The sequence below is a fragment of the Shigella sp. SIG6 genome (assembly GCF_053555815.1).
On sequence record NZ_JBQZXC010000098.1, the window covers coordinates 1 to 13986 of the forward strand.

Sequence of the window (13986 nt, forward strand, 5' to 3'; positions counted from 1 at the left end):
CACACTTTCCTCTTTCAGAGTCAACCCTGAATTTCAGGATTTTTTCTCTTCAACCGAACCGGCTGTTTGTGTGAAGTGATTCACATCCGCCGTGTCGATGGAGGCGCATTATAGGGAGTCGGCTCAGGAAGACAAGCGGAAAAATGCATTTTTATTTCAACCGTTCATCTTTTAATCATTGCGCCGGTTTTTGCTGCTTTTTTATCGCTTGCGGCAGGTCTGCCAGGCTATTTAAAACCCAATCTGCCGCGTTTTCTGCTTCAGGTGTAATAGGTTTACCCGTACGCACCAGCACTTTTGTTCCCACGTTCGCCGCAACCGCTGCCTGCATATCTTCTAATTTATCGCCCACCATATAAGAAGCGGCCATATCAATATGCAAATAATCGCGTGCTGACAAAAGCATCCCCGGATGTGGTTTGCGGCAATCGCAGACCTGGCGAAACTCTTCAACGCTACCCTGCGGATGATGCGGGCAATAATAGATACCATCCAGATCGACATCTCGGTCCGCCAGCGACCAGTCCATCCACTCGGTCAGCGTTTCAAACTGTGCTTCGGTAAATTTACCGCGAGCAATGCCAGACTGGTTGGTTACTACCACCAGCGCAAAGCCCATTTTTTTTAGCTCGCGCATGGCGTCAATAACACCGTCGATAAATTCAAAGTTGTCGATCTCATGGACATAGCCGTGATCGACATTAATGGTGCCATCACGGTCAAGAAAAATTGCGGGTACGCTCTTCGCCACCTTTTATAGCTCCTTAATAAGGCATGGGACGCTAGTATCGCATGTTTCGACCTGCAAGAAAGTGCTCTTCGCATAAACCTGATTGATTTAGACGTCTGGATGCCTTAACATCCATTTCATTGACGGCGTTGCCCGTTTCAGGCATTCGAGATGCTACGACTAACTTAATGACGATAATAAATAATCAATGATAAAACTTTCGAATATCACCAAAGTGTTCCACCAGGGCACCCGCACCATCCAGGCGTTGAACAACGTCAGCCTGCATGTGCCAGCTGGACAAATTTATGGCGTTATCGGTGCCTCAGGCGCGGGTAAGAGTACGCTTATACGTTGTGTAAACCTGCTGGAGCGCCCAACCGAGGGTAGCGTGCTGGTCGATGGCCAGGAATTGACCACGCTGTCAGAATCCGAGTTGACCAAAGCTCGCCGCCAGATTGGTATGATTTTCCAGCATTTTAACCTGCTCTCTTCGCGTACTGTTTTTGGCAACGTGGCTCTGCCGCTGGAGCTGGACAACACACCGAAAGACGAGATCAAACGTCGCGTGACGGAATTGCTGTCATTGGTTGGTCTTGGCGATAAGCATGATAGCTACCCGTCGAATCTTTCCGGTGGGCAGAAACAACGTGTGGCGATTGCCCGTGCATTAGCCAGCAATCCCAAAGTATTGCTGTGTGATGAAGCCACCAGCGCGCTGGACCCGGCAACGACACGTTCTATTCTCGAACTGCTGAAAGACATTAACCGCCGTCTGGGTTTGACGATTCTGTTGATCACCCACGAAATGGACGTTGTGAAGCGTATTTGTGATTGCGTGGCGGTCATCAGCAATGGCGAACTGATCGAGCAGGACACGGTAAGTGAAGTGTTCTCGCATCCGAAAACGCCGCTGGCGCAGAAGTTTATTCAGTCGACCCTGCATCTGGATATCCCGGAAGATTACCAGGAACGTCTGCAAGCGGAGCCATTTACTGACTGCGTGCCGATGCTGCGTCTGGGGTTTACCGGTCAATCGGTCGATGCCCCACTGCTTTCTGAAACCGCGCGTCGTTTCAACGTCAACAACAACATTATTAGCGCGCAGATGGACTACGCCGGTGGCGTTAAATTCGGCATCATGCTGACTGAAATGCACGGCACACAACAAGATACGCAAGCCGCCATTGCCTGGCTGCAGGAACACCATGTAAAAGTAGAGGTACTGGGTTATGTCTGAGCCGATGATGTGGCTGCTGGTTCGTGGCGTATGGGAAACGCTGGCAATGACCTTCGTATCCGGATTTTTTGGGTTTGTGATTGGTCTGCCGGTTGGCGTTCTGCTTTATGTCACGCGTCCGGGGCAAATTATTGCTAACGCGAAGCTGTATCGTACCGTTTCTGCGATTGTGAACATTTTCCGTTCCATCCCGTTCATTATCTTGCTGGTATGGATGATTCCGTTTACCCGCGTTATTGTCGGTACATCGATTGGTTTGCAGGCAGCAATTGTTCCGTTAACCGTTGGTGCAGCACCGTTTATTGCCCGTATGGTCGAGAACGCTCTGCTGGAGATCCCAACCGGGTTAATTGAAGCTTCCCGCGCAATGGGTGCCACGCCAATGCAGATCGTCCGTAAAGTGCTGTTACCGGAAGCGTTGCCGGGTCTGGTGAATGCGGCAACTATCACCCTGATTACCCTGGTCGGTTATTCCGCGATGGGTGGTGCAGTCGGTGCCGGTGGTTTAGGTCAGATTGGCTATCAGTATGGCTACATCGGCTACAACGCGACGGTGATGAATACGGTACTGGTATTGCTGGTCATTCTGGTTTATTTAATTCAGTTCGCAGGCGACCGCATCGTCCGGGCTGTCACTCGCAAGTAACGTTCAACACAACATAAATAATTGAAGAAGGAATAAGGTATGGCGTTCAAATTCAAAACCTTTGCGGCAGTGGGAGCCCTGATTGGATCACTGGCACTGGTAGGCTGCGGTCAGGATGAAAAAGATCCAAACCACATTAAAGTCGGCGTGATTGTTGGTGCCGAACAGCAGGTAGCAGAAGTCGCGCAGAAAGTTGCGAAAGACAAATATGGCCTGGACGTTGAGCTGGTAACCTTCAACGACTATGTTCTGCCAAACGAAGCATTGAGCAAAGGCGATATCGACGCCAACGCCTTCCAGCATAAACCGTACCTTGATCAGCAACTGAAAGATCGTGGCTACAAACTGGTCGCAGTAGGCAACACTTTTGTTTATCCGATTGCTGGTTACTCCAAGAAAATCAAATCACTGGATGAACTGCAGGATGGTTCGCAGGTTGCCGTGCCAAACGATCCAACTAATCTTGGTCGTTCACTGCTGCTGCTGCAAAAAGTGGGCTTGATCAAACTGAAAGATGGCGTTGGCCTGCTGCCGACCGTTCTTGATGTTGTTGAGAACCCAAAAAATCTGAAAATTGTTGAACTGGAAGCACCGCAACTGCCGCGTTCTCTGGACGACGCGCAAATCGCTCTGGCAGTTATCAATACCACCTATGCCAGCCAGATTGGCCTGACTCCGGCGAAAGACGGTATCTTTGTCGAAGATAAAGACTCCCCATACGTAAACCTGATCGTAACGCGTGAAGATAACAAAGACGCCGAGAACGTGAAGAAATTCGTCCAGGCTTATCAGTCTGATGAAGTTTACGAAGCAGCAAACAAAGTGTTTAACGGCGGCGCTGTTAAAGGCTGGTAATTTTTAGGCTGTTTCCACAATTTGTAATATCATTCAGGACGGGCGCTTGCCCGTCTTGTCATTTTTACAAGCTCCTGATTCAATATTGACGTTTTGATCATACATTGAGGAAATACTATGCGTGCTTTACCGATCTGTTTAGTAGCACTCATGCTAAGCGGCTGTTCCATGTTAAGCAGATCCCCTGTCGAACCCGTTCAAAGCACTACACCCCAGCCGAAAGCGGAGCCTGCAAAACCGAAAGCGCCGCGCGCCACGCCGGTCCGAATTTATACCAATGCAGAAGAATTAGTCGGCAAACCGTTCCGCGATCTCGGTGAAGTCAGTGGCGACTCTTGCCAGGCCTCTAATCAGGACTCTCCGCCGAGCATTCCAACCGCACGTAAGCAGATGCAAATCAATGCCTCTAAAATGAAAGCCAATGCTGTATTACTGCATAGCTGCGAAGTCACCAGCGGTACGCCGGGCTGCTATCGTCAGGCTGTATGTATCGGCTCTGCGCTTAACATTACGGCGAAATGAGCAGTTTCCAGTTCGAGCAAATAGGCGTTATTCGCTCGCCCTATAAAGAAAAATTCGCCGTTCCGCGCCAGCCAGGTCTGGTAAAAAGCGCCAACGGCGAACTGCATCTCATTGCTTCCTACAACCAGGCCGACGCCGTTCGCGGCCTGGAAGCATTCAGCCATTTATGGATCCTTTTCGTCTTTCATCAAACGATGGAAGGCGGCTGGCGTCCGACTGTGCGTCCACCGCGCCTCGGCGGTAACGCCAGAATGGGGGTTTTCGCAACACGCTCTACTTTCCGCCCTAACCCAATTGGCATGTCGCTGGTAGAGCTGAAAGAGGTTGTTTGCCATAAAGACAGCGTGATTCTGAAGCTCGGCAGTCTGGATCTGGTCGATGGTACGCCGGTAGTGGATATCAAACCGTATCTCCCCTTTGCCGAATCGCTTCCCGATGCCAGTGCCAGCTATGCGCAAAGTGCGCCAGCTGCAGAGATGGCGGTGAATTTTACCGCAGAGGTCGAAAAGCAGCTTTTGACGCTGGAGAAGCGTTATCCGCAGTTAACGCTGTTTATCCGCGAAGTACTGGCGCAGGACCCGCGCCCGGCCTATCGTAAAGGTGAGGAAACGGGCAAAACCTATGCCGTCTGGCTACATGATTTTAACGTTCGCTGGCGCGTCACCGACGCAGGTTTTGAAGTCTTTGCGCTGGAACCGCGTTAAATTCACGCCCTTCTCTTTTGACATTTCTTTTGCACTGGTAAACTAAATCACTTTTTTTGTCCCAGGCTCGCCTTGAGCCTGTTCTACCTTCCAACTGGAACCGTAACAACATGCGTACTAGCCAATACCTGCTCTCCACTCTCAAGGAGACACCTGCCGACGCCGAGGTGATCAGCCATCAGCTGATGCTTCGCGCCGGGATGATCCGCAAGCTGGCCTCCGGGTTATATACCTGGCTGCCGACCGGCGTGCGCGTTCTGAAAAAAGTCGAAAACATCGTGCGTGAAGAGATGAACAACGCCGGTGCGATCGAGGTGTCGATGCCGGTGGTTCAGCCAGCCGATTTGTGGCAAGAGAGTGGTCGTTGGGAACAGTACGGTCCGGAACTGCTGCGTTTTGTTGACCGTGGCGAGCGTCCGTTCGTACTCGGCCCAACTCATGAAGAAGTTATCACTGACCTGATTCGTAACGAGCTTAGCTCTTACAAACAGCTGCCGCTGAACTTCTATCAGATCCAGACCAAGTTCCGCGACGAAGTGCGTCCGCGTTTCGGCGTCATGCGTTCCCGCGAATTCCTGATGAAAGATGCTTACTCTTTCCATACTTCTCAGGAATCCCTGCAGGAAACCTACGATGCAATGTATGCGGCCTACAGCAAAATCTTCAGCCGCATGGGGCTGGATTTCCGCGCCGTACAGGCCGACACCGGTTCTATCGGCGGCAGCGCCTCTCACGAATTCCAGGTGCTGGCGCAGAGCGGTGAAGACGATGTGGTCTTCTCCGACACCTCTGACTATGCAGCGAACATTGAACTGGCAGAAGCTATCGCGCCGAAAGAACCGCGCGCTGCTGCTACCCAGGAAATGACGCTGGTTGATACGCCGAACGCGAAAACCATCGCGGAACTGGTTGAACAGTTCAATCTGCCGATTGAGAAAACGGTTAAGACTCTGCTGGTTAAAGCGGTTGAAGGCAGTAGCTTCCCGCTGGTTGCGCTGCTGGTGCGCGGTGATCACGAGCTGAACGAAGTTAAAGCAGAAAAACTGCCGCAGGTTGCAAGCCCGCTGACTTTCGCGACCGAAGAAGAAATTCGTGCTGTGGTTAAAGCCGGTCCGGGTTCACTGGGTCCGGTAAACATGCCGATTCCGGTGGTGATTGACCGTACCGTTGCGGCGATGAGTGATTTCGCTGCTGGTGCTAACATCGATGGTAAACACTACTTCGGTATCAACTGGGATCGCGATGTCGCTACCCCGGAAGTTGCAGATATCCGTAACGTGGTGGCTGGCGATCCAAGCCCGGATGGCCAGGGTACGCTGCTGATCAAACGTGGTATCGAAGTTGGTCACATCTTCCAGCTGGGTACCAAGTACTCCGAAGCACTGAAAGCCTCCGTACAGGGTGAAGATGGCCGTAACCAAATCCTGACGATGGGTTGCTACGGTATCGGGGTAACGCGTGTGGTAGCTGCGGCGATTGAGCAGAACTACGACGAACGCGGCATCGTATGGCCTGACGCTATCGCGCCGTTCCAGGTGGCGATTCTGCCGATGAACATGCACAAATCCTTCCGCGTACAAGAGCTTGCTGAGAAACTGTACAGCGAACTGCGTGCACAAGGTATCGAAGTGCTGCTGGATGACCGCAAAGAGCGTCCGGGCGTGATGTTTGCTGATATGGAACTGATCGGTATTCCGCACACTATTGTGCTGGGCGACCGTAACCTCGACAACGACGATATCGAATATAAATATCGTCGCAACGGCGAGAAACAGTTAATTAAGACTGGTGACATCGTCGAATATCTGGTGAAACAGATTAAAGGCTGATGCCAGAAAGGGTCCTGAATTTCAGGGCCCTTTTTTACATGGATTGTATAAAATGGATAAACCAAAGGCGTACTGCCGCCTGCTTCTCCCCAGCTTTCTTTTACTTTCGGCTTGTACCGTTGATATCAGCCAGCCAGACCCATCAGCCACAGCAGTAGATGCCGAGGCAAAAACATGGGCTGTCAAATTCCAGCATCAAAGCTCTTTCACCGAACAATCAATAAAAGAAATAACGGCACCTGATCTCAAACCCGGCGATTTGCTGTTCTCCTCAAGCCTTGGGGTAACCTCATTTGGAATCCGCGTCTTCAGCACTTCCTCTGTGAGTCACGTTGCAATCTTTCTGGGTGATAATAACGTTGCAGAAGCGACAGGCGCTGGCGTCCAGATTGTTTCCCTTAAAAAAGCGATGAAGCATAGTGATAAGCTTTTCGTCTTACGAGTCCCGGATCTTACCCCGCAACAAGCCACAGATATCACCGCGTTTGCCAATAAAATCAAAGATAGCGGTTATAACTATCGCGGCATTGTCGAATTTATTCCCTTTATGGTGACTCGCCAGATGTGCTCACTGAATCCGTTCTCCGAGGATTTTCGCCAACAGTGCGTCAGCGACCTGGCGAAAGCGCAGTTAAGCAGTGTGTGCGAAGGAGACAAAAAGTCGTGGTTTTGTTCGGAATTTGTCACTGATGCATTTGCCAAAGCCGGGCATCCACTTACACTGGCGCAATCGGGCTGGATTAGCCCTGCCGATCTGATGCATATGCGTATTGGTGATGTCTCTGCGTTTAAGCCAGAAACGCAGTTACAGTATGTTGGGCACCTGAAGCCTGGGATTTATATCAAGGCGGGTCGCTTTGTTGGGCTGACTCAGTGATAAAGCCAGCCTCGTGCACAAAATGCCGGATGCGGCGTAAACGCCTTATCCGGCCTACAAAATCGTGCTAATTCAAAATGTTGCATTATATGCTGTAGGCCTGATAAGCGCAGCGCATCAGGCAATTTTGCGTTTGTTTCTGCCTTAAGCAGGTTTACTGCCCCAAACTACTGCAATCCTTATTCGGGTAAAATTTACCCGCCGTATCGGGCGCTAATACTTTGGTTGGCGCACCAGTATCCGGATTAGCCTCAAGCGTAAAGTGACCTTCTACTGACAGTAACACCGGTTTTTCACTGTGACCGCGCGCAGCCAGGTAGCTACGCTCCAGCTCTGCGTTATTCGCTACCATGAAACGTTTTCCGGTCGCGCAATCAGTGAAGGTCGCCGCATCAGCCATATAAAAATACATGCCTCGCAGGGTCATCGGCGTCATAGGTAAACTGGATTGTGCCGGTTCCAGCGTATAGTTGAACTGCGATTCAATTGGATTGCCTTCACGATCGAGCATCTCCAGCGCATCGCCTTTCGCCCGATAATATGACTTTTCACCTTTGCTGTCGGTTAATACCAGCTTGTCAGCGGTTCGCGCCCATGTACCGTAGGAAGCGAAGGAGGAAGGTTCTTCACGAGCACCGAGATAACGCTCATTCATCACCCATGTTCCGTCTTTTTCGAGGAACAGAGAGATTTCGATTCCTTCGCAATCGGCACACGGTAGCACGCCGCGCCAACTTTGCGGCATCGGTTTCAGTTCGGCAGCCTGCGCCGGAGAAAGCGTATCGACTTCGGCCCGATTATTACATCCCATCAGAGTAAAGAGGCTGATTACAGCCATCGCTGTCACTATCGCTTTTTTCACCATCCATTCCTTCTTTTTATTCCCGACCGCTGCGTACTTTGCCGCGCATCGCCTTCACGCTTGATTTTTGTGCTTTCGATGCCAGCCTGCGCTCTTTCGATGCACGGGTGGGCCGCGTGGGTCGTCGGGCTTTTTGTTCTTTTGTTAAATCTTTAATCACCGCCACCAGCCGGGCCAGAGCGGCTTCGCGGTTCAGTTCCTGACTGCGGTATTCCTGTGCCTTAATGACAATCACGCCATCACTGCTGATCAAATGATGGCTGGCGGCGAGCAGACGCTCTTTGTAATACTCTGGCAGGCTGGACGCCCGAATGTCAAAACGCAGATGAATAGCCGTTGAGGTCTTATTAACATTCTGCCCGCCAGCGCCCTGCACACGAATGGCGGTGATCTCAAGCTCACCATCGGGAATAGCAACATGTCGGGAAATCACAATCATGAAGGTTGTTGCCAGGCGGTTAAGTTAACTTCCAGATTATTCTTATCATCCGATAACCAGATAACACCATCCTGAATCGTTGCCTGCTGCGTCATGGTACGATCGGCAAAGGCGCTTACTTTCGCCAGTTGTTCATCGTCCAGATACCAGACGGAAAGATTGGCAAACTGCACACATTTGCTCTGATTTTGCTGCCACCAGATTTGCGCCGCCCGACTATTATAGGTAAACAGCGCCACTTCTGCGGCCTGGGTGCAGGCTTTCTTAATTCGTCGCTCATCCGGCAGCCCCAGCTCAATCCACAAATCAATGCCCAGGTGATCGTTACGCAGCCACGCTTCCGGCTCATCATCGGCACACAAACCACGGGTAAATTGCAGACGTTCATCAGCATATTTCAGCCACGCCAGCAAGCGCAGCATCATACGCTCCTAGGTTTCTGAAGGGTAGCGCGCCAGCGTCAGAGAGGCATCGAGAAACTGGTTGCGGTCGAGATCGGCCACATTAACCGTCGCTTTATAAATTGTCGCTTTAAGCGCCATAAGAAAACTCCTTTCGAATCAGGAGGCCATTGTAACGGAATACGTGCAGTTGCGGCGCTGATATTGCAGAAATGAGTGTGGTATAGTCACCTTGCGAAACAGAGTTTATCTTCGTAGGCTTAGACTTGCATCCACGGTTAAGTCAGAGTGCTGACAGGAGGGCATGTGGAAAAATATTGTGAGTTAATACGCAAGCGGTACGCGGAAATCGCCAGCGGAGACTTAGGATACGTTCCGGACGCGCTGGGCTGCGTTTTGAAAGTGCTGAATGAAATGGCTGCCGACGACGCCCTTTCTGAGGCTGTCAGGGAAAAAGCAGCATACGCTGCGGCAAACTTACTGGTGAGCGATTATGTCAATGAATGATACGTATCAACCAATTAATTGTGATGATTACGATAATCTTGAGCTCGCCTGCCAGCATCATTTAATGCTGACACTTGAGCTGAAAGATGGCGAAAAATTGCAGGCAAAAGCCAGTGATTTAGTCTCCCGCAAAAATGTGGAGTATCTGGTCGTCGAGGCCGCTGGCGAAACCCGCGAGCTGCGTCTGGATAAAATTACCAGCTTTAGCCACCCTGAAATCGGTACGGTGGTGGTAAGCGAATCCTGATTGACTTTCGCCGGATGCGACGTTTGATGCGTCTTATCCGGCTTTCACTTAACTAAGCGTTTTCTGCCAGACAAAACTTACGCCATTCTCACCTTCAGCCACACCTTCTTGCGTCACAAATACCCCTGCCGCCGCAATCAGCGTTTCGCCATAAAACAGCAGTGGCGTGGTGTCACGTAGCCACGGCGGCACGCCTAACTCTTGCCAGATTTTCTTCAGCTTACGTCCGCCGTTGCGCCCGACAATATGCAGCAATCCTGGCGCTTTGAAACGCACGCTGACCGCTTCGTCTGCACGCGGAGGGCGAATATCGCCTCCCGCAGTAAGCTGTACGGTTCCCAGCCCCGCCGGTAATTCCAGCGGTTGTAGCCACGTCTGCCACAGCACAATGGTTTCGCTTTGCCCGGTGACGGATTTAATCCACCACAGTTGCGACTGATAGCGGCGGATTTCAAAGGCGCCCAAACGTAAACAGGGGGAAGCATCTTCCCGCACCAGCGCCACTTCCTGCCAGATGCGCACCAGCGCGTCGCGGGAAGGCATCGGTGCATTCTGCCCTGCCAGCCAGCGGCGAATAATCGCCGCGCGACGGGCATCACTCATCGCCAGCATTGGCGCAATCTGCAGCGTCCCCTGCGACGTTTGGCAGTGTGCTAAATCATCCGCCAGCAGTTCATCCAACAGACTCTCTTGTTCAGCACAAAGTGCGGCGCTGCGGGCCGTTGCTTCCGCAAAATGCGGCCAACGCTGCTGCAATAACGGCACTACGCGCAGGCGCAGAAAGTTACGATCGTATGAGTCGTCCTGATTACTTTCGTCTTCAATCCAGCGTAAACCATGCGCCAATGCCCACTGCTCCAGTTCCCCCCGCGTGCGGGCAAGCAACGGGCGGATAAGCCGTGTTCCAGCAAACTCCGAAACTTCCGCCATAGCCGAAAGCCCGGCAGGGCCGCTACCGCGTTTTAGCGCCAGCAGAAAGGTTTCACATTGATCGTCGAGATGTTGCGCGGTGACCAGCACTTCGCCGGGCAATAGGGTACGGGCAAATGCCTGATAACGCGCCTGCCGCGCCTGGGCCTCAATCCCCAGCCCCTCTTGCGCAAGTTGTACGCGTTCGACCACCAGCGGCACCTGCCACTGTTGGCAGACGTTTTCGCAATGCGTAACCCAGGCATCGGCATTGGCACTTAAACCGTGATGCACATGAATAGCGCGCAGAGTGACGCCCGGATTTTCCGTCCGCCACTGCACCAACTGATGCAGCAGAACGGTGGAGTCAAGCCCGCCGCTAAAGGCCACCAGAATCTGGCGTGAGGTGAGAAGTTGTCTATTGAGCGTGAGTGTCATGATGGTGCGATTTTACAGTAGCAATGCCCGGCACGTTACCGGGCAAATGCGGCGATGACAAGCCTTACTGCTCATACAGTTCCAACGGCAGCCCGTCCGGATCGTTAAAGAAGGTGAAGCGTTTTTGCGTGTATGGATCGACACGGATGGCTTCACACTTCACGTTATGGCTTTCAAGGTGCGCCACTGCCGCATCGATGTCATCAACGCTAAAAGCCAGATGACGCAGGCCGCAAGCTTCCGGTCGGCTGGGGCGCTCCGGCGGGAACGGAAAAGAGAAAAGCTCAATCACATATTGCCCATTAAGCGCCAAATCCCCTTTCCACGAGTCGCGCGCTTCGCGATAGACTTCGCTTTGCAGCGTGAAACCAAGAATATCGCAGTAGAAAGCTTTGCTCACCGCATAATCCGTCGCAATAATCGCAATATGGTGAACCTGTTTTAAACCCAGCATAACGTCTCCTTTATTTGTTAACAGCACGTTACTCGCCCGGAAGCCGCTCTGGCAAGTTATCCCGCCATTTTTAGGACTCGTACGCGGTAAACGCCGTCTTCGTCCTGTTTCGCGCCGTGAATATCCGTTTCAAAACCGGGGTAATGTTGCCCTACGGAACAAAGCATCAGTAGAAAATCGAGTACCGTGCGGCTCTCTTTGGTCAGCATTTCTCCTGGCATCAACAGCGGTACGCCCGGTGGATAAGGCAGGATCATATTTGCCGATACTCTACCGACCAGTTGTTCCAGTGCAATGGTTTCTACTTCACCTTTAATCTGTCTCTGCCATGCCTGATGTGGCGTCATGATCATTTCCGGCAAAGTATCGAATGCCCGCAACATCAAACCGGAAAGATCGTGTTTACGAATCAGCTTATGGATCCCTTGCGCCAGATCCTGAATACGCATATTGCGGTAGAAATCGGGATCTTCAGCATAGAGATCGGGCAGCATATTTTTGATCCGCAGGTTGAGATCGTAAGAGCGCTTAAATTCCGTCAACCCACGCAATAATCCCATTGCTTTGGTTTTATCGATGCCAATACTAAAGAGAAACAGCAGGTTATAAGGGCCGGTTTTCTCTACTACGATCCCACGTTCGTCGAGGAATTTTGCTACCAGCGCCGCCGGGATCCCCTCCTCACTCATATTGCCCTGTTCGTCCATCCCCGGTGTCAAAATAGTGACTTTAACCGGATCGAGAAACATATGATCGGCATCCGCATCGTTAAAGCCGTGCCATTGTTCGCCAGGCGCAACGGGCCAGCATTCGGCTTCATCCACCTGCGGCGGTTGCCAGATATCGAAAAACCAACCGTCAGACTCTTCCCGCAGCCGCTGGACCTCTTTGCGAAAATGCAGCGCCCGCTCCACCGAACGGTTAATCAGCCGTTTGCCCGGATTACCACGCAGCATCGCCGCCGCCGTCTCAACCGAAGCAACAATGGGATAACTGGGCGAGGTGGTGGTATGCATCATAAAGGCTTCGTTAAACGCCTCTTCGTCATACTCGCCTTTAATGTGGATCAGTGAAGCCTGCGATAACGCCGCCAGCATTTTGTGGGTCGATTGCGTTTCGAAGAAAACTTTTCCCGCAACACGCTCGCCGCTCATACCACTTTTACCCTGGTAGATTGGATGAAAATGAGTATACGGCACCCAGGCGGAATCGAAGTGGATCGACGGGACATCTAGCGTCTGTTTGATCCAGTCGGTGTTGTAGAGCAAACCATCATAGGTGGAGTTGGTGATCACCGCATGAACCGGCCATTGTGCTTGCGTAGTGGCAGTGACTTTCTCTTCGATGCTGTCGCGAGTAAATTCACGGCGCGGGATCCCCCCCAGAATCCCCAACGCATTACGCGTCGGTTTCAGCCAGACTGGCACTACATCGTTCATCATCAACAGATGCGCCAGTGATTTATGGCAGTTGCGGTCGATCAACAGCGTACTGCCGGATGGCGCGGCGTACATACCCACAATTTTGTTCGACGTCGATGTTCCGTTGGTAACGATATAACTCTGTTCCGCGCCAAAAGTCCGCGCGATGTACTCTTCCGCTTCCAGGTGTGGCCCGGTGTGGTCAAGCAACGAACCAAGCTCGGTGACCGAAATAGAGACATCAGCCTTAAGGGTATTCCCGCCGAAAAAATCATAAAACAGACAGCCAACCGGGCTTTTTTGATATGCGGTGCCGCCCATATGCCCCGGCGTACAAAAGGTGTACTTCCGCTCTTTGACGTAGGTAAACAAGGCTTTCGTGAACGGCGGCGTAATGTTATCAAGATATTCGTTGGTGTACTGACGCATACGAATGGCGATATCTTCCGCCTGCCCCAGCGCATATTCAAAAAACCAGAGCGCCATCCGCATATCCTGCACGCTGACATCCATCGTCGAGTGGGTGTTGATGAAGGCATAAAGCGGGAGATATTCATTAAGTTGATTGATATCGCTGCATAAATCGAGACTGTACTCATCCCAGTCAAAAATCACGCCGCAAATTCGAGGGTTATGTTCGATAAATTTCAGCAAATCAACGCTGTTTTGTGGCCAGATAATCTGAAAGCCTTGCGCCACCAGCGCCGACTCCAGTTCTTTGATGGGCTCATCTTTATAAAAGACGCCATGCGGTCCCATAATGGCAATGATGTTCATGTGTTCCTCCTGGAAAATCCTTCCTTAATCATAGCCTGCTCAAACCGTGGCGATAAAAAAGGGCCACCGAAGTGTAATGCCGATCAGTTAAGGATCAGTTGACCGATCCAGTGGCTGTGTAAGAATCC

The 13986-nt window shown here is 51.7% G+C and carries 15 protein-coding genes and 1 pseudogene; 9 read left to right on the plus strand and 7 right to left on the minus strand.

Annotated features, from left to right (window positions below; genetic code table 11):
• Nucleotides 1-175: 175 nt before the first annotated feature.
• A complete protein-coding gene (gene gmhB / locus ACUU1M_RS14855) occupies nt 176-751 on the minus strand; it encodes a D-glycero-beta-D-manno-heptose 1,7-bisphosphate 7-phosphatase (RefSeq protein ID WP_001140187.1) in 576 nt (191 codons plus the stop codon).
• Between the two features lie 187 nt (nt 752-938).
• On the opposite strand from gmhB, the gene metN reads away from it, so the two are divergent.
• The 7 genes from metN to ACUU1M_RS14890 all read left to right on the plus strand — a co-directional run bounded on the left by metN (nt 939) and on the right by ACUU1M_RS14890 (nt 7403).
• Nucleotides 939-1970 (plus strand): methionine ABC transporter ATP-binding protein MetN, encoded by a 1032-nt coding sequence (gene metN, locus ACUU1M_RS14860; RefSeq protein WP_000593996.1) that lies wholly within the window; start codon nt 939-941, stop codon nt 1968-1970.
• Nucleotides 1963-2616, plus strand: a complete 654-nt coding sequence (locus tag ACUU1M_RS14865; protein WP_001294600.1) for a methionine ABC transporter permease MetI — start codon at nt 1963-1965, stop codon at nt 2614-2616. Before metN ends, ACUU1M_RS14865 begins: the two co-directional genes overlap by 8 nt.
• Before the next feature lie 39 nt (nt 2617-2655).
• Entirely contained in the window at nt 2656-3471 is an 816-nt protein-coding gene (metQ, locus tag ACUU1M_RS14870; protein ID WP_000874224.1) for a methionine ABC transporter substrate-binding lipoprotein MetQ, read from the plus strand.
• Nucleotides 3472-3588: 117 nt separating this feature from the next.
• The gene (gene rcsF, locus ACUU1M_RS14875; RefSeq protein WP_001202334.1) at nt 3589-3993 is read left to right on the plus strand and encodes an Rcs stress response system protein RcsF; all 405 of its coding nucleotides are present in this window, start codon (nt 3589-3591) and stop codon (nt 3991-3993) included.
• Entirely contained in the window at nt 3990-4697 is a 708-nt protein-coding gene (gene tsaA, locus ACUU1M_RS14880; protein ID WP_000094028.1) for a tRNA (N6-threonylcarbamoyladenosine(37)-N6)-methyltransferase TrmO, read from the plus strand. The genes rcsF and tsaA overlap by 4 nt, the downstream gene beginning before the upstream one ends.
• A gap of 110 nt (nt 4698-4807) precedes the next feature.
• A complete protein-coding gene (gene proS, locus ACUU1M_RS14885) occupies nt 4808-6526 on the plus strand; it encodes a proline--tRNA ligase (protein ID WP_001260712.1) in 1719 nt (572 codons plus the stop codon).
• Between the two features lie 52 nt (nt 6527-6578).
• Nucleotides 6579-7403, plus strand: coding sequence for a YaeF family permuted papain-like enzyme (locus ACUU1M_RS14890; RefSeq protein WP_005072699.1), 825 nt, complete (start codon nt 6579-6581; stop codon nt 7401-7403).
• A 154-nt stretch (nt 7404-7557) separates the two neighbouring features.
• On the opposite strand, the gene nlpE is transcribed toward ACUU1M_RS14890, so the two are convergent.
• The 3 genes and pseudogenes from nlpE to ACUU1M_RS14905 all read right to left on the minus strand — a co-directional run bounded on the left by nlpE (nt 7558) and on the right by ACUU1M_RS14905 (nt 9246).
• Complete coding sequence (nlpE, locus tag ACUU1M_RS14895; RefSeq protein WP_000239155.1) at nt 7558-8268, minus strand: envelope stress response activation lipoprotein NlpE; 711 nt, start codon at nt 8266-8268, stop codon at nt 7558-7560.
• 13 nt (nt 8269-8281) lie between these two features.
• On the minus strand, nt 8282-8704 hold the full coding sequence (gene arfB, locus ACUU1M_RS14900) for an alternative ribosome rescue aminoacyl-tRNA hydrolase ArfB (protein ID WP_000635560.1): 423 nt from the start codon (nt 8702-8704) through the stop codon (nt 8282-8284).
• A pseudogene (locus ACUU1M_RS14905) lies at nt 8701-9246 on the minus strand (YaeQ family protein). Before ACUU1M_RS14905 ends, arfB begins: the two are co-directional and overlap by 4 nt.
• Before the next feature lie 165 nt (nt 9247-9411).
• Between ACUU1M_RS14905 and ACUU1M_RS14910 the strand changes: the two are divergent.
• Both ACUU1M_RS14910 and rof read left to right on the plus strand, forming a co-directional pair.
• On the plus strand, nt 9412-9612 hold the full coding sequence (locus ACUU1M_RS14910) for a YaeP family protein (RefSeq protein WP_000417058.1): 201 nt from the start codon (nt 9412-9414) through the stop codon (nt 9610-9612).
• Complete coding sequence (gene rof, locus ACUU1M_RS14915) at nt 9599-9859, plus strand: Rho-binding antiterminator (protein WP_000062312.1); 261 nt, start codon at nt 9599-9601, stop codon at nt 9857-9859. Before ACUU1M_RS14910 ends, rof begins: the two co-directional genes overlap by 14 nt.
• Before the next feature lie 48 nt (nt 9860-9907).
• Here the strand turns inward: rof and tilS are convergent, their stop codons facing one another.
• From tilS to ldcC, 3 genes are all read right to left on the minus strand, one after another.
• Nucleotides 9908-11206: a tRNA lysidine(34) synthetase TilS gene (tilS, locus tag ACUU1M_RS14920; protein WP_000176574.1), complete on the minus strand. Its 1299-nt coding sequence runs from the start codon at nt 11204-11206 to the stop codon at nt 9908-9910.
• A 64-nt stretch (nt 11207-11270) separates the two neighbouring features.
• Nucleotides 11271-11660: a VOC family protein gene (locus ACUU1M_RS14925; protein WP_000901098.1), complete on the minus strand. Its 390-nt coding sequence runs from the start codon at nt 11658-11660 to the stop codon at nt 11271-11273.
• Nucleotides 11661-11716: 56 nt separating this feature from the next.
• Nucleotides 11717-13858, minus strand: a complete 2142-nt coding sequence (gene ldcC / locus ACUU1M_RS14930) for a lysine decarboxylase LdcC (protein ID WP_001021023.1) — start codon at nt 13856-13858, stop codon at nt 11717-11719.
• Between the last annotated feature and the right edge of the window lie 128 nt (nt 13859-13986).